Genomic DNA, 22,148 nt, shown 5'->3' with positions numbered 1-22,148 from the left:
TTTTTGTGTTTATTTTTATTTACCGAATGTTATAATCCATAAATTTAATAACGCTAAAGACGAAAAAAGAATGAAATAGAGACTTTTAAAATAGGACACATTATTTCTATCATAAGTATATATTTTAAATAATGAGATGCTATAAATAAGTATTCAATAATTACAACAATTACTGCAATAGAAAAAATAAATAGGATAATAGCGTAGTTCTTTCTTTCATGTTTATCCTCCTTAGAAATTAAATCGTTATAATAAAAGTTCTATTGATGTGTAGAATACAAGAGTGTACATATTTTGATTTAAAACATACTGAAGTACTATATAAACGATTATAAGTAAATAGATCTCTAGAAATATATATTCTAATTCCCTTTTCTTCTTGCATATAGTTGCAATTCTTCTTTTGAATATAACTAAAACACGAACGTTATTGACTACTAATAAAAAAACATTCGATTATTTATTGACATCGTTTATGAAATATTGTTAATATAGCCATAGAAACAATAATATAAGACCTCATATAATCGCGGGGATATGGCCTGCAAGTCTCTACCTAACGACCGTTATTCGTTAGACTATGAGGGAAAGTCACTCGGTATTTTTCTATTCACAAGGGATACGTATGCCTGAGTAGAGCGCTTTCTCTCATAGTAAAAGAGAAACTGTTCTATTTCAGGCTTTTTTTATTTGAATCGGGGGGATTCTAATATGAAATCACTAGTTGGAGTCATAATGGGAAGTACGTCAGACTGGGAAACAATGAAATATGCTTGTGACATTTTAGATGAATTAAATATACCGTATGAGAAAAAGGTTGTATCCGCTCATCGGACTCCGGATTATATGTTTGAATATGCAGAGACGGCTCGTGAACGTGGATTGAAAGTTATTATTGCTGGAGCTGGTGGAGCAGCACATTTACCAGGAATGGTTGCAGCGAAGACAAATCTTCCTGTAATCGGAGTTCCAGTTCAATCAAAAGCATTAAACGGCCTAGATTCATTATTATCCATCGTCCAAATGCCAGGAGGCGTTCCAGTTGCAACTGTTGCAATTGGTAAAGCCGGTTCAACAAATGCTGGATTACTTGCTGCACAAATACTTGGATCATTCCATGATGATATACATGATGCATTAGAATTGAGACGAGAAGCGATTGAAAAAGATGTGCGTGAAGGTAGTGAGCTAGTATGACGAGAATCATTTTACCTGGAAAAACGATCGGCATTATTGGAGGCGGCCAGCTAGGAAGAATGATGGCATTGGCAGCCAAGGAGATGGGATATAAAATTGCTGTTTTAGATCCTATAAAGCAATCACCATGTGCACAAGTTGCTGATATTGAAATTGTTGCACCGTATGACGATTTAAAGGCAATTCAGTATTTAGCAGAGATAAGTGATGTTGTCACATATGAATTTGAGAATATTGATTATAGATGTTTACAATGGCTTGAAAAACATGCTTACTTGCCACAAGGTAGTCAGTTGTTAAATAAAACGCAAAATCGTTTTACAGAAAAGAATGCAATTGAGAAGGCTGGGTTACCAGTAGCAACGTATAGATTAGTTCAAAATCAAGATCAGCTTACAGAAGCAATTACTGAGTTATCATTCCCTTCCGTCTTAAAAACGACGACAGGTGGATATGATGGGAAAGGGCAAGTTGTTTTAAGAAGTGAGGCTGATGTTGAGACAGCAAGAAATCTTGTGGATAAAGCAGAGTGTATTTTAGAGAAATGGGTGCCTTTTGAAAAAGAAGTATCCGTTATTGTGATTCGTAGTGTAAGTGGTGAAACGAAAGTATTTCCGGTAGCGGAAAATATCCATGTAAATAACATTTTGCATGAATCTATCGTTCCAGCTCGCATTACAGAAGAGCTTTCTCAAAAAGCAATTGCGTATGCAAAGGTACTTGCGGATGAATTAGAACTTGTGGGAACACTAGCGGTAGAGATGTTTGCTACAGATAATGGTGAGATTTACATTAATGAATTAGCACCAAGACCTCACAATTCAGGACACTATACACAGGATGCATGTGAAACGAGCCAATTTGGTCAACATATTCGAGCAATCTGCAATTTACCTCTAGGAGAAACAAATTTGTTAAAACCAGTTGTCATGGTAAACATTTTAGGCGAACATATAGAAGGGGTCCTAAGACAAGTGAATAGATTAACCGGGTGCTATTTACACTTGTATGGAAAAGAAGAAGCAAAAGCACAGCGAAAAATGGGGCATGTTAATATTTTAAATGATAATATTGAAGTTGCTCTAGAAAAAGCGAAGAGTTTGCATATTTGGGACCATCAAGAACAACTGTTGGAGGGAAAAAGATGATTAGTCGTTATACACGCCCTGAAATGGGTGCGATTTGGACGGAAGAGAACAAATTTAAAGCGTGGTTAGAAGTTGAGATTTTAGCTTGTGAAGCATGGGCTGAGCTTGGCGACATTCCAAAAGAAGATGTTAAAAAAATTCGTGAACATGCATCATTTGATATTGATCGTATTTATGAAATTGAAAAAGAAACACGTCATGACGTAGTTGCATTCACTCGTGCTGTATCAGAAACGCCGACATTAGGCGAAGAACGTAAATGGGTTCATTACGGTTTAACATCTACAGACGTAGTAGATACAGCATTATCTTACATCTTAAAACAAGCGAATGAAATCATATTAAAAGACTTAGAGAACTTTGTAAGCATTTTAGCTAACAAAGCGAAAGAGCATAAATACACAATCATGATGGGAAGAACACACGGTGTTCATGCAGAACCAACAACATTTGGTTTAAAACTTGGTCTTTGGTATGAAGAAATGAAACGTAACGTAGAGCGTTTCAAGCAAGCAGCTGATACAGTTCGCGTTGGTAAATTATCTGGTGCGGTTGGTACATATGCAAATATCGATCCATTCGTAGAAAAGTATGTTTGTGAAAACTTAGGATTAGAAGCAGCACCAATTTCAACACAAACATTGCAACGTGATCGCCATGCTCATTACATGTCAACACTTGCACTAATCGCAACATCTATCGAAAAGATGGCAGTTGAGATTCGTGGTTTACAAAAGAGTGAAACACGTGAAGTTGAAGAAGCTTTCGCAAAAGGTCAAAAAGGTTCTTCTGCAATGCCGCATAAGCGTAATCCAATTGGATCTGAAAATATGACTGGTTTAGCTCGTGTTATCCGCGGTTATATGATGACAGCTTATGAGAATGTTCCATTATGGCATGAGCGTGATATTTCTCACTCTTCAGCAGAACGCGTAATTTTACCAGATGCTACAATCGCGTTAAATTACATGTTAAATCGCTTTGGTAATATCGTTAAAAACTTAACTGTATACCCAGAGAATATGAAACGCAATATGACAAGAACATACGGCTTAATTTATTCTCAGCGCGTAATGCTTACACTAATCGACAAAGGTATGGTACGTGAAGAAGCTTATGATATCGTACAGCCTAAAGCGATGGAAGCTTGGGAAACACAAGTACAATTTAAAGAGCTTGTAGAAGCTGATGAGCGTATTACAAGCAAGTTAACACAAGAAGAAATTAATGAATGCTTCAACTATGAGCATCACATGCAACACGTTGATACAATCTTTGAACGCCTTGGATTAAACGAAGCGTAAAATTTCATATGGCACAGAATAGAGTCATTCTGTGCCATTATTTATAAAAACATTATTCACATTTTTCAAACTACAGGGGGCTTGCGAAATGCAAAAGCTAGAATTGCTGTATGAAGGTAAGGCAAAAAGAATTTATCGTACAGAATCAGCAGATATGGTTTGGGTAGAGTACAAAGATAGTGCGACTGCTTTCAATGGGGAGAAAAAAGAGACGATTACAGGAAAAGGTCGTTTGAACAATGAAATTACAACTTTATTGTTCAGAAAGTTACAAGAAGTGGGAATTAAAACACATTTTGTTGAGAAGTTATCTGAAACAGAACAACTTGTTAAAAAAGTGAGTATTATTCCTTTAGAAGTTGTCACAAGAAATGTAATTGCAGGAAGTCTTTCAAAACGATTAGGAATGGAAGAGGGAACTGTACTTGCAGAACCAATCGTAGAATTTTACTTCAAAGATGATGATTTAGGAGATCCGCTTGTAACGGAAGATCATATTCGTGTATTAAACGTTGCATCGCCAGAGCAAGTAAGTGTATTACGAGATATGGCTCTACAAATCAATCAAGTGTTGATTGATCATTTCGCAAGCTGTCGTGTAAGATTAGTAGATTTCAAATTAGAGTTTGGTGTAACGGAAGAAGGAGAAATCATTTTAGCGGATGAAATTTCACCAGATACTTGCCGTTTATGGGATGAAACGAGCAATGAAAAGTTTGATAAAGACGTATTCCGTCGTGATCTTGGAAATTTAACAGAAGCTTATGAAGAGATTTTAAAACGTTTAGGGGGAATTTCACATGTATAAAGTTAAGGTATATGTAACATTAAGAGAAAGCGTATTAGATCCACAAGGAACAGCAGTAAAAGGAGCACTTCATAGTCTTTCATTTACAGAAGTACAAGACGTTCGAATCGGAAAGTACATGGAACTAACAATTGATAAATCTGTATCTGATTTAGATAGCAAGGTAAAAGAAATGTGTGAAAAACTATTAGCGAACGTTGTAATGGAAGACTTCCGTTATGAAGTTGAGGAGGTTGTCGCACAGTGAAATTTGCCGTAATAGTATTTCCGGGTTCGAACTGTGATGTCGATATGTTCCATGCAATTAAAGATGAGCTTGGCGAAGAAGTAGATTACGTTTGGCACGATACAGAGAATTTAGATGAATATGATGCAATTCTACTACCAGGTGGATTTTCTTATGGTGACTACTTACGCTGCGGTGCTATTTCTCGCTTTGCTAATGCAATGAAAGCAGTGCAAAAAGCTGCTGAGCAAGGAAAGCCGATTTTAGGTGTATGTAATGGATTCCAGATTCTTGTTGAATCAGGATTACTACCAGGAGCGTTAATGAGAAACGAAAACTTAAAATTTATGTGTCGCACTGTTCAGTTGCGTGTTGAAAATAATGAAACGATGTTTACATCACAATATGAAAAAAATGAAATAATCAATATTCCAATCGCTCATGGTGAGGGGAATTACTATTGTGACGAAGAGACTCTTAAACAATTAGAAGAGAATAATCAAATCGCATTCCGTTACGTAGAAAATCCTAACGGTAGCGTTTCAGATATTGCTGGTATTGTAAACGAAAAAGGAAATGTACTTGGTATGATGCCACATCCAGAGCGTGCTGTAGATGAATTACTTGGCGGTGCTGAAGGGTTAAAAGTCTTTCAATCTATCTTAAAACAGTGGAGGGAAACATATGTCGTTAATGCTTGAACCAAATCCAACACAAATTAAAGAAGAGCGTATATATGCGGAAATGGGGCTAACAGACGAAGAGTTTGCCATGGTTGAAAGGATTTTAGGTCGTCTGCCAAATTATACAGAAACAGGATTATTCTCTGTAATGTGGTCTGAACATTGTAGTTATAAAAATTCAAAACCAGTTCTTCGTAAGTTTCCAACGACAGGTGAGCGTGTTCTGCAAGGACCTGGAGAAGGTGCTGGAATTGTAGATATAGGTGATAATCAAGCAGTTGTATTTAAAATGGAAAGTCATAACCATCCTTCAGCTATTGAACCATATCAAGGAGCTGCAACAGGTGTTGGTGGTATTATTCGTGACGTATTCTCTATGGGAGCACGTCCGGTAGCTCTATTAAACTCACTTCGTTTCGGTGAATTACAGTCACCACGTGTGAAATATTTATTCGAAGAAGTAGTAGCAGGAATTGCAGGATACGGTAACTGCATCGGTATTCCGACTGTTGGCGGCGAAGTACAATTTGATCCATGTTACGAAGGAAATCCACTTGTAAATGCAATGTGCGTAGGTTTGATTAACCACGAAGACATTAAAAAAGGGCAAGCGCACGGTGCTGGTAACACAGTAATGTACGTAGGAGCATCAACTGGTCGTGACGGTATTCACGGTGCAACATTCGCGTCGGAAGAACTATCTGAAAGTTCAGAAGCGAAACGTCCAGCGGTTCAAGTAGGGGATCCATTTATGGAGAAACTTCTTATTGAAGCGTGTTTAGAATTAATTCAATCTGATGCACTTGTTGGAATTCAAGATATGGGTGCGGCTGGTTTAACATCATCTTCTGCAGAAATGGCAAGTAAAGCAGGAATGGGTATTGAAATGTACTTAGATGATGTACCACAGCGTGAAACAGGAATGACACCATATGAAATGATGCTATCTGAATCACAAGAGCGTATGTTAATTGTTGTGAAAAAAGGTAGAGAACAAGAAATAGTAGATTTATTTGAGAAGTATGGTCTTGCAGCAGTTACGATGGGGAAAGTAACAGAAGATAAAATGCTTCGTTTATTCCATAAAGGTGAAAAGGTAGCTGAAGTTCCAGCAGATGCTTTAGCAGAAGAAGCACCAATTTATCATAAGCCATCAAAAGAAGCAGCATACTTTGCTGAATTCCAAGCAATGAAAATGGAAACGCCAAAAGTAGAAAATTATAAAGAAGCGTTATTCGCTCTATTACAGCAACCAACAATTGCAAGTAAAGAGTGGGTATACGATCAATACGATTACCAAGTTCGCACAAGTACAGTTGTGACACCAGGTTCAGATGCTGCAGTTGTACGTGTACGCGGTACAGAAAAAGGATTAGCAATGACGACAGATTGTAACTCTCGCTACATTTATCTAGATCCAGAAATGGGCGGTAAAATTGCAGTAGCAGAGGCAGCGCGAAATATCGTATGTTCTGGCGGGGAGCCACTTGCAATTACAGATTGCTTAAACTTCGGTAACCCAGAAAAACCAGAGATTTTCTGGCAGATTGAGAAATCAGTAGACGGTATGAGTGAAGCTTGTCGCACATTACAAACACCAGTTATCGGCGGAAACGTATCGATGTATAACGAGCGTAGTGGCGAAGCTGTATATCCAACACCAACTGTTGGGATGGTCGGACTTGTACATGACTTAAAACATGTAACAACACAAGAGTTTAAGCAAGCTGGCGATTTAGTTTATGTAATCGGTGAGACGAAAGCTGAGTTTGGCGGAAGTGAATTACAGAAAATGATTCACGGTAAAATCTTCGGGCAATCACCAAGTATCGATTTAGATGTAGAATTAAAACGCCAAAAACAAGTATTAGAAGCAATTCAAGCTGGTCTTGTTCAATCTGCACATGATGTTGCTGAGGGTGGTTTAGCAGTTGCGATTTCAGAAAGTGCAATTGGTGCTAAAGGCTTAGGTGCTACTGTGAAATTAGATGGAGAAGCAACAGCAGCATTATTCGCTGAATCACAGTCTCGCTTCGTGATTACTGTAAAACGTGAAAATAAAGAGGCGTTTGAGAAAGCGGTAGAAGCAATCCAAGTTGGAGAAGTAACAAGTACAAATGAAGTAACAATTCATAATGAAGAAAATGAAGTATTACTTACAGCAAATGTAGATGAAATGAGAAAGGCTTGGAAAGGGGCAATCCCATGCTTGCTGAAATAAAGGGGTTAAACGAAGAATGTGGCGTTTTCGGAATTTGGGGGCATGAAAATGCAGCACAAGTTTCATACTACGGATTGCACAGTTTACAGCACCGTGGACAAGAAGGCGCAGGCATTGTCGTAAATAATGGTGAGAAAATTGTCGGTCACAAGGGGTTAGGTTTAATATCAGAAGTGTTTTCAAGAGGCGAGCTAGAAGGATTAAATGGAAAATCAGCAATCGGACATGTACGATATGCAACAGCTGGTGGAAGTGAAGTTGCTAACGTTCAACCATTGTTGTTCCGTTTTTCTGATCATAGTATGGCGCTAGCTCATAACGGGAATTTAATTAATGCAAAAATGCTTCGCCGTGAATTAGAGGCAGAGGGAAGTATTTTTCAAACAAGTTCAGACACAGAAGTACTTTTACATCTTATTAAACGTAGTACGAAAGACTCTTTAATTGAAAGTGTAAAAGAGGCTCTGAATAAAGTGAAAGGTGCGTTTGCGTATCTTTTACTAACTGGAAATGAAATGATCGTTGCGTTAGATCCAAATGGATTCCGTCCGCTTTCAATTGGAAAGATGGGGGATGCTTACGTTGTAGCATCTGAAACATGTGCTTTTGATGTAGTAGGTGCAACATACATTCGCGATGTAGAACCTGGTGAATTACTTATCATTAATGATGAAGGAATTCACGTAGATCGTTTTACAAACGATGTAGAACATGCGATTTGTAGTATGGAATACATTTACTTTGCACGACCAGATTCTAATATTGCTGGTGTTAACGTTCATGCAGCGCGTAAAAATATGGGAAAACGTTTAGCAGCGGAAGCTCCTATTGAAGCGGATGTTGTTACTGGTGTACCAGACTCTAGTATTTCAGCAGCGATTGGCTATGCGGAGGCAACAGGCATTCCGTATGAATTAGGATTAATTAAAAATCGTTACGTTGGACGTACTTTTATTCAGCCTTCTCAAGAACTGCGTGAGCAAGGGGTTAAGATGAAGCTTTCAGCAGTAAGAGGTGTAGTGGAAGGGAAACGAGTTGTTATGATTGACGATTCTATCGTAAGAGGAACGACAAGTAAACGAATTGTTCGTATGCTTCGTGAAGCTGGAGCGACAGAAGTTCACGTAAGAATCGCTTCACCACCTCTTAAGTATCCATGTTTTTATGGCATTGATATTCAAACGAGAAAAGAATTAATTGCAGCAAATAATACAGTAGAAGAAATCCGTGAAATGATCGGAGCAGATTCTTTAACATTTTTAAGCGAAGATGGATTAGTAGATGCAATTGGGCGTCCATATGAAGGGAAATATGGCGGTCTATGTATGGCTTATTTTAATGGGGACTATCCAACAGCTCTTTATGATTATGAGCAAGAGCTTTTAGAAAGTATGAAATAAGAAAAGTGAAAAAAGCTTCTACTTCTTTTGATGTAGAAGCTAGCTCCTTTCTTAAAATAGCCCGCCCTGGATGGGGAGAAATTAAAAGACGAGGTGTAAATAACGATGGCGAATGCATATAAGCAAGCAGGAGTAGATATTGAAGCTGGATATGAAGCGGTATCTCGCATGAAAAAACACGTACAAACAACTATGAGAAAAGAAGTACTAGGCGGTTTAGGCGGTTTTGGAGGTATGTTTGATCTATCAAAATTTGCATTAGAAGAACCTGTATTAGTATCTGGAACAGATGGCGTGGGAACGAAATTGATGCTCGCTTTTATGGCAGATAAACATGACACAATTGGTATTGATGCAGTAGCAATGTGTGTAAATGATATTGTTGTCCAAGGAGCAGAGCCGCTTTTCTTCCTTGATTATATTGCTTGTGGTAAAGCTGAACCTAGTAAAATTGAAAACATCGTCAAAGGTATATCAGAGGGCTGTCGCCAAGCTGGTTGTGCATTAATCGGTGGAGAAACAGCTGAAATGCCAGGAATGTATTCTACGGAAGAATATGATTTAGCTGGTTTTACAGTTGGGATTGTTGATAAGAAGAAAATTATAACAGGTGAAAAAATTGAAGCTGGTCACGTGTTAATTGGCTTAGCATCTAGCGGTATTCATAGCAATGGTTACTCTTTAGTACGAAAAGTGTTACTAGAAGATGGAGAACTATCTTTAGAGCGTATTTATGGTCGCTTAGAGCTACCTCTTGGTGAAGAATTATTAAAACCAACGAAAATTTATGTCAAACCTATTTTAGAACTATTGAAGAAACATGAAGTATACGGTATGGCGCATATTACAGGTGGCGGATTTATTGAAAATATTCCACGCATGTTGCCAGAAGGAATCGGTGCTGAGATTGAACTAGGATCTTGGAAAATTCAGCCGATCTTTAGTTTGCTTCAAGAAGTTGGAAACCTGGAAGAGAAAGACATGTTCAATATTTTTAACATGGGTATTGGTATGGTAGTGGCAGTAAAGGAAGAAGATGCAAAAGATGTTGTTCGTCTTCTTGAAGAACAAGGAGAAACGGCTCGTATTATTGGACGTACTATACAAGGAGCTGGTGTTACTTTTAATGGGGGCACAGCACTATGAGTAGATTAGCGGTTTTTGCTTCTGGAAGCGGATCTAACTTTCAATCTCTCGTTAATGCGGTAGAAGAAAAAAGATTGGATGCAGAAATTAGTTTATTAGTATGTGATAAACCAGAAGCACGCGCTGTTGGTCGGGCACATTATCATCATATTCCGTGTTTTGCTTTTTCAGCGAAAGCATATGAGTCAAAAGAAGCGTTTGAAAAAGAGATATTAAAGAAGCTAGAAGAATATGAAATTGACTATGTTATTTTAGCTGGATATATGCGTTTAATTGGGCCGACGTTACTAGAAGCATACGGCGGGAAGATTATTAATATTCATCCATCATTACTACCGAGCTTTCCGGGTAAAGATGCTGTCGGTCAAGCATTAGAAGCAGGTGTGAAAGTAACTGGAGTAACGATTCATTATGTAGATGCAGGTATGGATACAGGGCCAATTATTGCGCAAGAAGCAGTAGTTGTTTCTGAAGGGGATACGAGAGAAAGCTTACAAAATAAAATTCAACAAGTTGAGCATAAATTATACGTAAATACAGTGAATCAAATTGTTCAGTCTGTGAAAGAATCAACTGTTAACTAACATACAACCAGGGGTGAAAGATAAATGAAAAAGCGTGCATTAGTAAGTGTTTCAGATAAAACAGGAGTAGTAGAATTTGTTAAAGGGTTACTAGAACAAGGGATTGAAGTTATTTCAACAGGTGGTACGAAAAAGTTACTAGAAGCAAACGGCTTACAAGTAATTGGTATTTCTGAAGTAACTGGTTTCCCTGAAATTATGGATGGCCGTGTGAAAACATTACATCCAAATATTCATGGTGGTCTATTAGCAGTTCGTGATAATGAAACACACGTAACACAAATGAATGAATTAGGTATTCAGCCAATTGACTTTGTTGTTGTTAACTTATACCCATTTAAAGAAACAATCGCTAAGCCTGATGTAACATTTGCTGATGCAATTGAAAATATTGATATCGGTGGCCCGACAATGATTCGCTCTGCTGCGAAAAATCATCAATTCGTATCTGTAATTGTAGATCCAGTAGATTATGATGTTGTATTAGCAGAACTAAAAGAGAACGGCGAAGTAATGGATGAAACGAAACGTAAACTAGCAGCGAAAGTATTCCGTCATACAGCAGCATATGATGCGCTAATTTCTAACTATTTAACAGAGCAAATGGGTGAAGAAAGTCCAGAAACATTAACTGTGACATTCGAGAAAAAGCAAGACTTACGTTATGGCGAGAACCCACATCAAAAGGCAACTTTCTATAAAGCGCCATTCGCAGCAACTTCTTCTGTTGCATACGCAGAACAATTACACGGTAAAGAATTATCGTATAACAATATTAATGATGCAGACGCAGCGCTCAGCATCGTAAAAGAATTTACAGAACCAGCAGTAGTAGCAGTAAAACATATGAATCCATGTGGTGTTGGAGTAGGAACTGATATTCACGAAGCATATACTCGTGCTTATGAAGCAGATCCAGTATCAATCTTCGGCGGTATTATTGCAGCAAATCGTGAAATTGATAAAGCTACAGCAGAAAAGTTACACGAAATTTTCTTAGAAATCATTATTGCACCTTCTTTCTCAAAAGAAGCTTTAGAAGTATTGCAAAGTAAGAAAAACTTACGTCTACTAACTGTAAATATTGAAAAAGCGACAAGTGCAAGCAAAAAACTAACTTCTGTACAAGGTGGGCTTCTCGTTCAAGAGGAAGATACGTTATCATTAGATGAAAGTACAATTTCAATTCCAACGAAACGTGAACCTTCAGAGCAAGAATGGAAAGATTTAAAACTAGCTTGGAAAGTTGTAAAGCATGTGAAATCAAATGCAATTGTTTTAGCGAAAGATGATATGACAATTGGTGTCGGTGCAGGGCAGATGAACCGTGTAGGTTCTGCAAAAATCGCAATTACACAAGCTGGTGAAAAAGCACAAGGTAGCGCACTTGCATCTGATGCTTTCTTCCCAATGCCAGATACATTAGAAGAAGCAGCAAAAGCAGGAATTACAGCAATCATTCAACCGGGCGGATCAATCCGTGATGAAGATTCTATTAAAGTGGCGGATACGTATGGGATTGCTATGGTGTTCACTGGCGTACGTCATTTCAAACACTAATAGAGGATGTTTAAAAGGTCCGGTCGAGATAACCTTCGCAAGTCGTCGTTGCAATGCCAGTGCGGTACTCATGTAGGAAAGCTACACTCCGTGTCCTCCTGGCAAATGCGCCTAGACCAGCTCGGTTCTCTTGATCCTCCTTTTTAAACTTCTATTGATATGGATGTTTAAAAGGTCCGGTCGAGATAACCTTCGCAAGTCGTCGTTGCAATGCCAGTGCGGTACTCATGTAGGAAAGCTACACTCCGTGTCCTCCTGGCAAATGCGCCTAGACCAGCTCGGTTCTCTCGATCCTCCTTTTAAACTTTTATTGATATGAGAAAGCAAACTAGGAGCATAGCTTCTAGTTTGTACTTATTTAATTATTGGGGGATGAAATATGAATGTTTTAGTAATTGGCCGCGGTGGGCGTGAGCATGCTTTAGCTTGGAAGTTTGCACAATCTGAAAAAGTAGAAAAGGTGTATGTAGCACCAGGTAATGAAGGTATGCGCGATGTTGCAACACCAGTTGATATTGATGAAAATGATTTTGATGCATTAGTTTTATTTGCTAAAGAGAATAAGGTTGAATTAACTTTCGTTGGACCAGAAATTCCACTTATGAATGGAATTGTTGATCGCTTTAAAGAAGAGGGACTTCGTGTGTTTGGCCCAAATAAAGCGGCTGCTGTTATTGAAGGTAGTAAGGCTTTCACAAAAGAATTGATGAAAAAATATGATATTCCAACTGCGGCATATGAAACTTTTACAGACTATGAAGAAGCAGTACAGTATATTCAAAAAGTTGGTGCGCCAATCGTTATTAAAGCTGACGGCCTAGCTGCTGGTAAAGGTGTAACGGTAGCAATGACGCTTGAAGAGGCATTACAAGCTGTGAAAGAGATGCTACAATATGTGAAGTTTGGCGAAGCGAGCAAGAAGGTCGTTATTGAAGAGTTTTTAGATGGACAAGAATTTTCATTAATGGCATTTGTAAATGGAACAACTGTGCATCCGATGGGAATTGCGCAAGATCATAAACGAGCTTTTGATGGTGATAAAGGTCCAAATACAGGCGGAATGGGTGCGTATTCTCCAGTACCACAAATTCCAGAATCAGCAGTTCAAGAGGCAATAAAAATGGTATTACATCCAACTGCCAAGGCAATGATTGCAGAAAACCGTTCGTTTACAGGAATTTTATATGCGGGACTTATTTTAACAAATGATGGCCCGAAGGTAATTGAATTTAATGCACGCTTTGGTGATCCTGAAACGGAAGTAGTATTACCTCGCTTAGAAAATGATTTAGTTGATGTATGTAACGCGGTATTAGATGAAAGTGAATTAACGTTACAGTGGTCAGAGGAAGCGGTAATTGGTGTTGTACTTGCTTCGAAAGGATATCCGGAAGCATATAAAAAAGGTGACATTATTAAAGGATTAGATACACTGGAAGATGTAATTGTTTTCCATTCAGGTACAGCCATGAAGCATGGTGACTTTGTAACAAATGGCGGCCGTGTACTATTTGTTGCTTGTAAGGCGGACAGTTTACAAGCAGCGAAAGATAAGGTGTATAAAGAAATCGGCAAAATTGAGAGTGATGGTCTATTTTACCGAAGTGATATAGGATATCGTGCAATTGGGCATGAGATGACGAGAAGCTAATATGTAAAAATCCCGCTGATTTCTCAGCGGGATTTTTTATGCATCTTTATCTTTTTTCAATTTTCCTTTTTGCTTTGCCATTTCTCGAAGTAAATACTCGATGTGTGCATTGACGCTACGAAACTCATCATTCGCCCATTTTTCGATGACTGCGTGTAATTCAGGATCAATACGTAATGGAAAGCTTTTCTTTTTAGCCATAATGATTTACAACCCTTTAGTATAGGCTTCCTGTATTAATAACCGGTTGCGCACCTTTATCTGAAACGATGGCAACTAATAAGTTGTTTACCATATTTGCTTTACGCTCGTCATCAAGTTCCAGTACGCCTTCTTCATCTAACATATGGATTGAATCTTTGGCCATCTTCACAGCACCTTCAACAATTTCTTTTCTAGCAGCTAATACTGCTTTTGCTTGTTGACGTTGTAGCATTGCATGGGCAATTTCTGTTGCGTAAGCTAAATGCGTTAAACGAGTTTCCAATACTTCTACACCAGCAATTTCAAGACGTGCCTCTAACTCACGTTTTAATTCTTCAGAGATTTCTTCAGTATTTCCGCGTAACGTAATGCAAGTTTCATCTTGGAAATTGTCATATGGATATTTTGTTGCGACGTGGCGGATTGCCGTTTCGCTTTGAATTTCTACAAATCGATCGTAATGTTCAACACCGAACATTGCTTTTGCAGAATCAACTACTTTATATACGATAACAGCTGCAATTTCAATCGGATTTCCCTCAACATCGTTTACTTTTAATTTCTTACTATTAAAGTTTTCAACACGTAAAGATACAGTTTGACGGAATGCGAATGGAATCGTTAAAAATAAACCGTTTTGACGAATTGTTCCTAAATAATTACCAAAGAACGTAATAACTTTCGCTTGATTTGGTTGAACAATCCCGATACCCGTAGCGAGAATTGCGGCTAATACAATAGTTAGTGCTGCTCCTATAAAAATTTCTTGTGCAAGGAAAAATACACCGATAGCCGCTAAAATCAAAATTCCAATAATACCGAGAAAACCATTTACATAAAATACTTGTTTTTCTTTCATATGATCGCCTCCTGATATAAAAATGATATCACTTTTATATCATTTTAAGCAAGAGGTATGCACCTAATTTTCTGAATTTTATTGATTGATATCTTTTATATACATTTTAAGCTTAAAAAGGGAATATACGTTCTGTTTTTATGGTAAAATAAAGAAGACTTAACCGCCCACTGCAGCAGCTAAGTCCCTTTGAGAGCATCTTGCATCGTGACAAATGATTCAAAGCGGTTTTGCCAGGATTATTTCTTCAATCGCTGACTCAATCTCTTTGTCAGAAGCGTCATAACTTCCTTTTGACTTTGGCTTGTCATGAGAGGAAGTTTGATTCACTTCTTCTTTAGCATGTCCTTTTTCAGTAAAATTCATGCTAGGCATTTTAAATGCACCCATATTCATGTATTTTCCAAACTTCCACGCTTCAACAATAGGGCAGAAGCGAACAATTCCCTCTGCAACTTTCATTGCACCAATCCATAGAAAAATGTTAGACCAAGTGCACCATGGCTTGCGTACAAGTTTAGTTGCACTACATCCGAAGAGGACAAGCCCAAGTGTAATTCGAATTAGAGCGTTTATTGTCCCGATGTTTTGCTTCATTAGAAAAACACTCCTTTTTATGAAAATTGAAATAGTAAATACTACTTCTCTTATTAGTATCCCGTGTGATTTTGGGGATATGTAATCCAACATTTGACGTTGAAAAAGATGTTGGAATGGGCGTGTGTGTCAGTAGCTTTTTTTGTTATAATGAAAGAATGCATAAAAAGAAGATGAAATTAAATCATTCTTTTTGAAAAATATTTAAAAAACAAGATGAAAACTAACTGTTATTTTAAACAGAACTATAGATATAACTAGAAAAAAGGAAGGGTGTTTTCATGTACGATATTTCCGGATGGAAACATGTATTTAAGCTTGATCCAAATAAGGAGTTAAGCGATGAACATTTAGAAATGATTTGTGAGTCTGGAACTGATGCGGTTATTGTAGGCGGAAGTGATGGGGTTACAATTGATAACGTATTACACATGCTAGTTAGCATTCGTAGATATGCTGTTCCTTGTGTGTTAGAGGTTTCTGATGTGGAAGCAATTACACCAGGATTTGATTTTTATTATATCCCAAGCGTTTTAAATAGCCGAAAAGTAGAATGGGTAACAGGCGTTCATCATGAGGCTTTGAAAGAATTTGGGGATATTATGGATTGGAACGAAATTTTCATGGAAGGGTATTGTGTTTTAAATCCTGAAGCGAAAGTAGCCCAGCTTACAGATGCGAAATGTGATGTAACAGAAGATGATGTGATTGCATACGCGCGTTTAGCAGACAAGTTATTACGTTTACCAATATTTTACTTAGAATATAGCGGTACGTATGGAGACAGTGAACTTGTTAAAAATGTAAAAGCAGAATTAAAACAAGCGAAGTTATATTATGGCGGCGGTATTTCTAATGCTGAACAGGCGAAAGAAATGGCACAATATGCTGATACAGTAGTTGTTGGAAATATTATTTATGATGATATAAAAGCAGCGTTAAAAACAGTTAAAGCAGTAAAAGCAGTAAAAGGAGAGTAGGTGCAGGCGTATATGAGTAAGACAGATAGATTATTAAATGGTTTAAATCCGCAGCAACAAAAAGCAGTACAAACAACGAACGGACCACTTCTATTAATGGCAGGTGCAGGTAGTGGTAAAACACGTGTGTTAACACATCGTATTGCGTTTTTACTTGGTGAAAAAGGTGTAGCGCCATGGAATGTACTAGCTATTACCTTTACAAATAAAGCGGCTCGTGAAATGCGCGAGCGTATTGATACACTTGTCGGACCAGAAGCAGAAGATATTTGGATTTCTACGTTCCACTCTATGTGTGTACGTATTTTACGACGTGATATCGATCGTATTGGTATTAATCGTAACTTTACAATCTTAGATTCAGGCGATCAGTTAACTGTAGTCAAAAAAATTATGAAAGAGCGCAATATTGATCCGAAGAAATTTGAGCCGCGCTCTATTTTAGCTGGTATTAGTAATGCGAAAAATGAATTGTTATCTGCAGATAAATATGCGAAAAAAATTACAATCGCTGATCCATATGAAAAATTAACGAGCGATGTATATACAGAATATCAAAAACGTCTTCTGAAAAATAACTCATTAGATTTTGATGATTTAATTATGACAACGATTCAGCTATTTGAACGTGTTCCAGAAGTACTAGAGTTTTATCAGCGTAAGTTCCAATATATTCACGTGGATGAGTATCAAGATACGAACAAAGCGCAGTACCTTCTTGTAAAACATTTAGCAGCACGTTTTAAAAATTTATGTGTTGTAGGTGACTCAGATCAGTCTATTTACCGCTGGCGCGGGGCTGACATTTCTAACATTTTGTCATTCGAAAAAGACTATGAGAATGCGCAAGTTATTCTGTTAGAACAAAACTATCGTTCGTCACAAAATATTTTAAATGCAGCGAATGCTGTTATTGAAAAAAATTCAAACCGTAAACCGAAGAAATTATGGACAGATAATCAAGTTGGAAGCAAAATCTCATATTACCGTGCTGCAACGGAAAAAGACGAAGCATATTTTGTTGCGAAAAAAATTCGTGACGATCTTCAAATGGGGAAACGAAAATATACTGATTTTGCAGTACTATATCGTACGAATGCTCAGTCTCGTATGGTCGAGGAGATTTTCCTTAAATCTAACATCCCGTACAAAATTGTCGGGGGTACGAAGTTCTACGACCGTAAAGAGATTAAAGATATTTTGGCGTACTTACGTTTAATCGGTAATCCAGATGATGAAATTAGTTTTGCACGTATTATTAACATGCCAAAGCGTGGTATTGGTGCGACTTCTATTGATAAAATTATTAATTATGGTGTGCAAAACGGAATTTCATTAACTGCTGTATTTGATGAGATTGAGCATGTTGGAGTAAGTGCAAAAATTACAAAGGCAGTAAAAGAATTCGCAAGTTTATTACACAACTGGGTAAATATGCAAGAGTATTTATCTGTTACAGAATTAGTAGAAGAAGTTATTGAAAAAACAGGCTATCGCGATATGTTGAAAAATGAGCGTTCTTTAGAAGCGGAAGGTCGTTTAGAAAACTTAGACGAGTTCTTATCTGTTACGCAAACATTTGAATCTCAAAGCGAAGATAAGAGTCTTGTTGCATTCTTAACAGATTTAGCACTTGTTGCTGATATTGATCGTGTAGATGAAGACCCAACTGCTGGTGAAGAAGTTATCTTAATGACGATGCACTCAGCGAAAGGATTAGAGTTCCCGGTTGTCTTTATTGTTGGTTTAGAGGAAGGGATATTCCCTCATACTCGTTCTCTTATGGAAGAGGATGAAATGCAAGAAGAACGTCGTCTTGCTTATGTAGGTATTACTCGTGCAGAAGAAGAGCTATATTTATCTAATGCGCAAATGCGTACTTTATTTGGTAGAACAAGTATGAACGCTGCGTCTCGCTTCATTACAGAAATCCCGACAGAACTAGTGGAATCATTAAATGAAACAGCGCCGAAGCGTGAAAATTCGTTTGGTGCAAAAGGCAGAACAGCAAGTAGCAGTAAAATGACAACCACAACACGCTCTCGTTCAGCTTTCGCGCGTCCTGCAGCTAAGACGACAGGCGGTGAGCAAATTGGCTGGGCAGTAGGCGATAAAGCTTCCCACCAAAAATGGGGAATCGGTACAGTTGTAAGTGTAAAAGGTGAAGGTGATGCAAAAGAATTAGATATTGCGTTCCCAAGCCCGATTGGTGTTAAACGTTTGTTAGCAAAATTTGCACCTGTGACGAAACAATAGAAAGGAATGAGGATATGTCAAAAGAGATAGCAAAAAAACGTATAGAAGAACTGCGTGATTTGTTAAATACATTTAATTATCAATATCACGTATTAGACAATCCTTCTGTTTCTGATGCGGAATATGACCGTAATATGCAGGAGCTTATAAAATTAGAAGCAGAGAACCCAGAGTTTATGAGTGAGGATTCTCCCTCCGTTCGCGTTGGGGGAACTATTCTTGATATATTCGAAAAAGTAACACATAAGTCACCAATGTTAAGTTTAGGAAATGCATTTAACGAAGGAGATTTACGTGATTTCGACAGAAGAGTACGTCAAGGAATTGATGATGCGAATGTAAGATATATATGTGAATTAAAAATTGACGGGCTTGCCGTTTCGCTTCATTATGAAAAAGGACGCTTCATTCAAGGGGCGACACGTGGTGATGGTGTAACGGGTGAAGATATTACTCAAAATTTAAAAACGATTAAAGCTATCCCACTTCGTTTAAATGAAGAAGTAACGTTAGAAGCACGAGGCGAAGCTTATATGCCGAAGCGTTCATTTGTTAAACTAAATGAAGAAAAAGAGCAAAATGGAGAAGATGTATTTGCGAATCCGCGTAATGCGGCAGCAGGCTCAATACGTCAACTTGATCCGAAAATTGCAGCGAAGCGTAACTTATCTATGTTTGTGTACGGTCTTGCGAATGTAGAAGAAAAAACAATTCCATCGCACAGTGAATCGCTTGATTTCCTAGGTGAACTCGGATTTAAGACAAATCCAAATCGCCGTACATGTGAAACAATCGAAGAGGTTATAGCTTATGTAGAAGAATGGCAAGAAAAACGTCCGCATCTTGATTATGAGATTGATGGAATCGTTATAAAAGTAGATGATGTTGCTCTTCAAGAAAGTCTAGGAACTACAGCGAAGAGTCCAAGATGGGCGATTGCTTATAAATTCCCGGCTGAAGAAGTTGTAACGAGATTAACAGGCATTGAATTAAGTGTTGGCCGAACAGGGGTTGTAACACCGACTGCAGAGCTAGAGCCAGTGAGAGTTGCTGGTACGATCGTTCGTCGTGCTTCTTTACATAACGAAGATTTAATTCGTGAAAAAGACATTCGAATTGGTGACTACGTTGTTGTGAAGAAGGCTGGAGATATTATTCCTGAAGTTGTGAACGTTATTTTTGATAAGCGTACTGGTGAAGAAGAAGAATACCGCATGCCAACGCATTGCCCAGCATGTGAGAGTGAACTTGTTCGTTTAGAAGAAGAAGTAGCACTTCGATGTATAAATCCAACTTGTCCAGCTCAAATTCGCGAAGGATTAATTCATTTCGTTTCAAGAAATGCAATGAATATTGATGGGCTTGGAGAACGTGTCATTACACAACTTTTTGATGCAGATTATATTCGTACATTTGCTGATTTATATGCATTAACGAAAGAGCAGTTATTACAGTTAGAACGTTTTGGTGAAAAATCAGCAACAAACTTAATACAAGCAATTGAAAATTCTAAAGAAAACTCGTTAGAGCGATTATTATTTGGTCTTGGAATTCGACACGTTGGAGCGAAAGCAGCACGTACATTTGCAGAGCACTTTGAAACGATGGATGAGCTTGTAAAAGCAACAGAAGAAGAACTAAAAGCAATTAATGAAATTGGCGAAAAAATGGCTCAATCTGTTGTGACATATTTTGATAATGAAGATGTATTAGAGTTATTACAGCAGTTTAAAGAGTATGGCGTGAATATGACATACAAAGGTATAAAAATTGCAGATTTACAAAATGTTGAATCTTACTTCGCAGGAAAAACGGTTGTTTTAACAGGTAAGCTAGAAGTTATGGGACGAAGTGAAGCGAAGAAGAAGATTGAGGCATTAGGTGGAAAAGTAACAGGAAGTGTTAGTAAGAGTACAGATTTGGTTGTTGCAGGTGAATCGGCTGGTTCGAAATTAGCACAAGCGGAGAAACATAATGTTGAGGTTTGGAATGAAGAGAGGTTCTTACAAGAGCTAAATAAGTAAGAGGTGCAAACTTACCATGAAAAAAATAGCATTAGCGGTATTAAGCCTTGGCCTACTTGTAAGTGGGTGTAGTGCAGGTGCCGACAAAGATGAAAAAGTGTCTGAGAAATCGGGGAAAGCAAAAGAACAATCAGTTGTCCCAAAATACGCTATGTCGGATGAATATTATAAGACGACTATTCCATTTTATGGTGGAAAGGCACGTGGTTTAGTCGTGCAAGGAGTAAATAATCGTCTTGATATAGATGAATTTGAAACAGGATTAATGCGTATTGCGAAGGAATCATTTAGTACGAAAGATCATTTCTTTAAAGGCGGAGATACTCTAGAGGCTCAATATGTACAAATGCTTGTTAAAAGAAAGCGTACAAATGCTGAACAGAAAGAACTAGAAGATACATTAAAAAAAGATGCAGTTAAATTTCCAAACATAGGATTAAATCCAGCTTTAGGTGAAGGATCCGAAATACTAGAAGAAAAAAACAAAAAAAATCCAATATATATTTCCAATATTTTAGAGCATGATTATTATGTGAAAAACGGCGACAAAGATGAGCGTAGCGGCATTGTAGTTGGATTAGCAATGAATTCAGTGCATTATTATAATGAAGAACATGGTTACCCACGTGAAGCTACAATCTCGAATGAAAAAATGTTAGCTGAAGGGAAAAAAATGGCGCAAGAAGTCTTGAAGTTTATGCATCAAAAAGATCCTGAAACAAAAAACCTTCCGATAACATTTGCAATTTATCGTCAGGCTCCGAAGGCGTCACTTGTGCCAGGTAATTTTGTTTCTTATGCAAATGTTGAAAAAGGTAGTGAAACGGTTGAAGATTGGAAACAAATTAATGAAAAATATTATTTGTTTCCATCAGAGCAAGCGAAAACAGATAATAAACGTGAAGATCTTGCAAGAGTATCCAACTTTAAGGCAAAACTAAGCGATTATTTCCAAGGCGACTATACAGCTGTTATTGGTACGGGTATGTATAGAGATGATGAATTAAGAGAAATGAAGCTTGATATTCCTGTCCAATTTAATGGAAAAGCTGAAATAGTTGGTTTTACACAATATGTGGCAGGGCTTGTTATGGAATACTTCCCGAATTATATGAAAGTACAAGTAACGATTAAATCTGTAGAACGCCCAGAAGCCATTATTATACGTGAAGCAAAACAAGATGAACCACTTGTGAAAATTTTAGATTAAATATGAAGGCTGTTCCTCTAAGGAACAGCTTTTTTTCTTATGCAATTTTGTTATAATTTAAAATGTTGTAAATAATAGGGGTAAGGGGTA

Annotated in this window: 19 protein-coding genes, 1 pseudogene and 1 riboswitch; of the genes and pseudogenes, 16 read left to right on the top strand and 4 right to left on the bottom strand. The window is 37.6% G+C overall.

The annotated features are described in order from the left end of the window. Positions 1–15: 15 nt before the first annotated feature. A pseudogene (locus CN409_RS32315) lies at positions 16–220 on the bottom strand (hypothetical protein). Positions 221–499: 279 nt separating this feature from the next. Beyond that, positions 500–601: riboswitch (purine riboswitch) on the top strand. 110 nt (positions 602–711) lie between these two features. On the opposite strand from CN409_RS32315, the gene purE reads away from it, so the two are divergent. From purE to purD, 12 genes are all read left to right on the top strand, one after another. Continuing rightward, complete coding sequence (purE, locus tag CN409_RS10240) at positions 712–1,197, top strand: 5-(carboxyamino)imidazole ribonucleotide mutase (RefSeq protein ID WP_000839367.1); 486 nt, start codon at positions 712–714, stop codon at positions 1,195–1,197. Continuing rightward, positions 1,194–2,345, top strand: coding sequence for a 5-(carboxyamino)imidazole ribonucleotide synthase (gene purK / locus CN409_RS10235; RefSeq protein WP_097980831.1), 1,152 nt, complete (start codon positions 1,194–1,196; stop codon positions 2,343–2,345). The genes purE and purK overlap by 4 nt, the downstream gene beginning before the upstream one ends. Further along, positions 2,342–3,649: an adenylosuccinate lyase gene (gene purB, locus CN409_RS10230; RefSeq protein ID WP_000625687.1), complete on the top strand. Its 1,308-nt coding sequence runs from the start codon at positions 2,342–2,344 to the stop codon at positions 3,647–3,649. Before purK ends, purB begins: the two co-directional genes overlap by 4 nt. 88 nt (positions 3,650–3,737) lie before the next feature. Beyond that, positions 3,738–4,457 (top strand): phosphoribosylaminoimidazolesuccinocarboxamide synthase, encoded by a 720-nt coding sequence (purC, locus tag CN409_RS10225; RefSeq protein ID WP_001170545.1) that lies wholly within the window; start codon positions 3,738–3,740, stop codon positions 4,455–4,457. Further along, entirely contained in the window at positions 4,450–4,704 is a 255-nt protein-coding gene (gene purS / locus CN409_RS10220; RefSeq protein WP_000278823.1) for a phosphoribosylformylglycinamidine synthase subunit PurS, read from the top strand. Before purC ends, purS begins: the two co-directional genes overlap by 8 nt. After that, positions 4,701–5,384: a phosphoribosylformylglycinamidine synthase subunit PurQ gene (gene purQ, locus CN409_RS10215; protein WP_000666782.1), complete on the top strand. Its 684-nt coding sequence runs from the start codon at positions 4,701–4,703 to the stop codon at positions 5,382–5,384. The genes purS and purQ overlap by 4 nt, the downstream gene beginning before the upstream one ends. Next, on the top strand, positions 5,368–7,587 hold the full coding sequence (purL, locus tag CN409_RS10210) for a phosphoribosylformylglycinamidine synthase II (RefSeq protein ID WP_000055594.1): 2,220 nt from the start codon (positions 5,368–5,370) through the stop codon (positions 7,585–7,587). The genes purQ and purL overlap by 17 nt, the downstream gene beginning before the upstream one ends. Beyond that, positions 7,572–8,987 carry an amidophosphoribosyltransferase gene (purF, locus tag CN409_RS10205; protein ID WP_000879026.1) on the top strand — a complete coding sequence of 472 codons (1,416 nt, stop codon included), beginning with the start codon at positions 7,572–7,574 and terminating at the stop codon, positions 8,985–8,987. The genes purL and purF overlap by 16 nt, the downstream gene beginning before the upstream one ends. A 105-nt stretch (positions 8,988–9,092) precedes the next feature. Continuing rightward, a complete protein-coding gene (gene purM / locus CN409_RS10200; RefSeq protein WP_001262424.1) occupies positions 9,093–10,133 on the top strand; it encodes a phosphoribosylformylglycinamidine cyclo-ligase in 1,041 nt (346 codons plus the stop codon). Next, positions 10,130–10,717, top strand: coding sequence for a phosphoribosylglycinamide formyltransferase (gene purN / locus CN409_RS10195; RefSeq protein ID WP_000088578.1), 588 nt, complete (start codon positions 10,130–10,132; stop codon positions 10,715–10,717). Before purM ends, purN begins: the two co-directional genes overlap by 4 nt. A 24-nt stretch (positions 10,718–10,741) precedes the next feature. Further along, positions 10,742–12,277, top strand: a complete 1,536-nt coding sequence (gene purH, locus CN409_RS10190; RefSeq protein WP_000745400.1) for a bifunctional phosphoribosylaminoimidazolecarboxamide formyltransferase/IMP cyclohydrolase — start codon at positions 10,742–10,744, stop codon at positions 12,275–12,277. Positions 12,278–12,656: 379 nt separating this feature from the next. Further along, a complete protein-coding gene (gene purD, locus CN409_RS10185; protein WP_097891886.1) occupies positions 12,657–13,928 on the top strand; it encodes a phosphoribosylamine--glycine ligase in 1,272 nt (423 codons plus the stop codon). A gap of 36 nt (positions 13,929–13,964) precedes the next feature. Here purD and CN409_RS10180 read toward each other — a convergent pair whose 3' ends face one another. From CN409_RS10180 to CN409_RS10170, 3 genes are all read right to left on the bottom strand, one after another. Beyond that, on the bottom strand, positions 13,965–14,129 hold the full coding sequence (locus CN409_RS10180; RefSeq protein ID WP_001085171.1) for a type II toxin-antitoxin system antitoxin: 165 nt from the start codon (positions 14,127–14,129) through the stop codon (positions 13,965–13,967). A gap of 16 nt (positions 14,130–14,145) precedes the next feature. Continuing rightward, positions 14,146–14,991 carry an SPFH domain-containing protein gene (locus tag CN409_RS10175; RefSeq protein ID WP_000660674.1) on the bottom strand — a complete coding sequence of 282 codons (846 nt, stop codon included), beginning with the start codon at positions 14,989–14,991 and terminating at the stop codon, positions 14,146–14,148. Positions 14,992–15,210: 219 nt separating this feature from the next. Further along, positions 15,211–15,588 carry a YgaP family membrane protein gene (locus CN409_RS10170; RefSeq protein WP_000812342.1) on the bottom strand — a complete coding sequence of 126 codons (378 nt, stop codon included), beginning with the start codon at positions 15,586–15,588 and terminating at the stop codon, positions 15,211–15,213. A gap of 281 nt (positions 15,589–15,869) precedes the next feature. Between CN409_RS10170 and pcrB the strand changes: the two genes are divergently transcribed. Genes pcrB through CN409_RS10150 form a run of 4 tightly spaced genes read left to right on the top strand, consistent with a single transcriptional unit; the run spans position 15,870 to position 22,058 of the window. Next, complete coding sequence (gene pcrB, locus CN409_RS10165; RefSeq protein ID WP_097980830.1) at positions 15,870–16,568, top strand: heptaprenylglyceryl phosphate synthase; 699 nt, start codon at positions 15,870–15,872, stop codon at positions 16,566–16,568. A gap of 12 nt (positions 16,569–16,580) precedes the next feature. Continuing rightward, on the top strand, positions 16,581–18,824 hold the full coding sequence (pcrA, locus tag CN409_RS10160; RefSeq protein ID WP_141527703.1) for a DNA helicase PcrA: 2,244 nt from the start codon (positions 16,581–16,583) through the stop codon (positions 18,822–18,824). A 14-nt stretch (positions 18,825–18,838) separates the two neighbouring features. Beyond that, positions 18,839–20,848: an NAD-dependent DNA ligase LigA gene (gene ligA, locus CN409_RS10155; protein WP_000031434.1), complete on the top strand. Its 2,010-nt coding sequence runs from the start codon at positions 18,839–18,841 to the stop codon at positions 20,846–20,848. Between the two features lie 16 nt (positions 20,849–20,864). Beyond that, positions 20,865–22,058: a CamS family sex pheromone protein gene (locus tag CN409_RS10150; protein WP_000717037.1), complete on the top strand. Its 1,194-nt coding sequence runs from the start codon at positions 20,865–20,867 to the stop codon at positions 22,056–22,058. Positions 22,059–22,148: the final 90 nt, after the last annotated feature.

Source organism: Bacillus sp. AFS012607, from assembly GCF_002558005.1.
Taxonomy (GTDB): Bacteria; Bacillota; Bacilli; order Bacillales; family Bacillaceae_G; genus Bacillus_A; species Bacillus_A thuringiensis_S.
Note: the sequence above shows the minus strand (reverse complement) of the source record. Positions and strands in the feature narration are given on the sequence as shown.

What these genes read in the sequence shown, in the direction of transcription:
- purH (WP_000745400.1), top strand. Translation starts at nt 10,742, where the DNA reads ATGAAAAAGCGTGCATTAGTAAGTGTTTCAGATAAAACAGGAGTAGTA.
- ligA (WP_000031434.1), top strand. Translation starts at nt 18,839, where the DNA reads ATGTCAAAAGAGATAGCAAAAAAACGTATAGAAGAACTGCGTGATTTG.
- CN409_RS10170 (WP_000812342.1), bottom strand. Translation starts at nt 15,588, where the DNA reads ATGAAGCAAAACATCGGGACAATAAACGCTCTAATTCGAATTACACTT.
- purB (WP_000625687.1), top strand. Translation starts at nt 2,342, where the DNA reads ATGATTAGTCGTTATACACGCCCTGAAATGGGTGCGATTTGGACGGAA.
- pcrB (WP_097980830.1), top strand. Translation starts at nt 15,870, where the DNA reads ATGTACGATATTTCCGGATGGAAACATGTATTTAAGCTTGATCCAAAT.
- purM (WP_001262424.1), top strand. Translation starts at nt 9,093, where the DNA reads ATGGCGAATGCATATAAGCAAGCAGGAGTAGATATTGAAGCTGGATAT.
- purK (WP_097980831.1), top strand. Translation starts at nt 1,194, where the DNA reads ATGACGAGAATCATTTTACCTGGAAAAACGATCGGCATTATTGGAGGC.
- CN409_RS10175 (WP_000660674.1), bottom strand. Translation starts at nt 14,991, where the DNA reads ATGAAAGAAAAACAAGTATTTTATGTAAATGGTTTTCTCGGTATTATT.
- purS (WP_000278823.1), top strand. Translation starts at nt 4,450, where the DNA reads ATGTATAAAGTTAAGGTATATGTAACATTAAGAGAAAGCGTATTAGAT.
- CN409_RS10180 (WP_001085171.1), bottom strand. Translation starts at nt 14,129, where the DNA reads ATGGCTAAAAAGAAAAGCTTTCCATTACGTATTGATCCTGAATTACAC.
- pcrA (WP_141527703.1), top strand. Translation starts at nt 16,581, where the DNA reads ATGAGTAAGACAGATAGATTATTAAATGGTTTAAATCCGCAGCAACAA.
- purL (WP_000055594.1), top strand. Translation starts at nt 5,368, where the DNA reads ATGTCGTTAATGCTTGAACCAAATCCAACACAAATTAAAGAAGAGCGT.
- purC (WP_001170545.1), top strand. Translation starts at nt 3,738, where the DNA reads ATGCAAAAGCTAGAATTGCTGTATGAAGGTAAGGCAAAAAGAATTTAT.
- CN409_RS10150 (WP_000717037.1), top strand. Translation starts at nt 20,865, where the DNA reads ATGAAAAAAATAGCATTAGCGGTATTAAGCCTTGGCCTACTTGTAAGT.
- purN (WP_000088578.1), top strand. Translation starts at nt 10,130, where the DNA reads ATGAGTAGATTAGCGGTTTTTGCTTCTGGAAGCGGATCTAACTTTCAA.
- purD (WP_097891886.1), top strand. Translation starts at nt 12,657, where the DNA reads ATGAATGTTTTAGTAATTGGCCGCGGTGGGCGTGAGCATGCTTTAGCT.
- purE (WP_000839367.1), top strand. Translation starts at nt 712, where the DNA reads ATGAAATCACTAGTTGGAGTCATAATGGGAAGTACGTCAGACTGGGAA.
- purF (WP_000879026.1), top strand. Translation starts at nt 7,572, where the DNA reads ATGCTTGCTGAAATAAAGGGGTTAAACGAAGAATGTGGCGTTTTCGGA.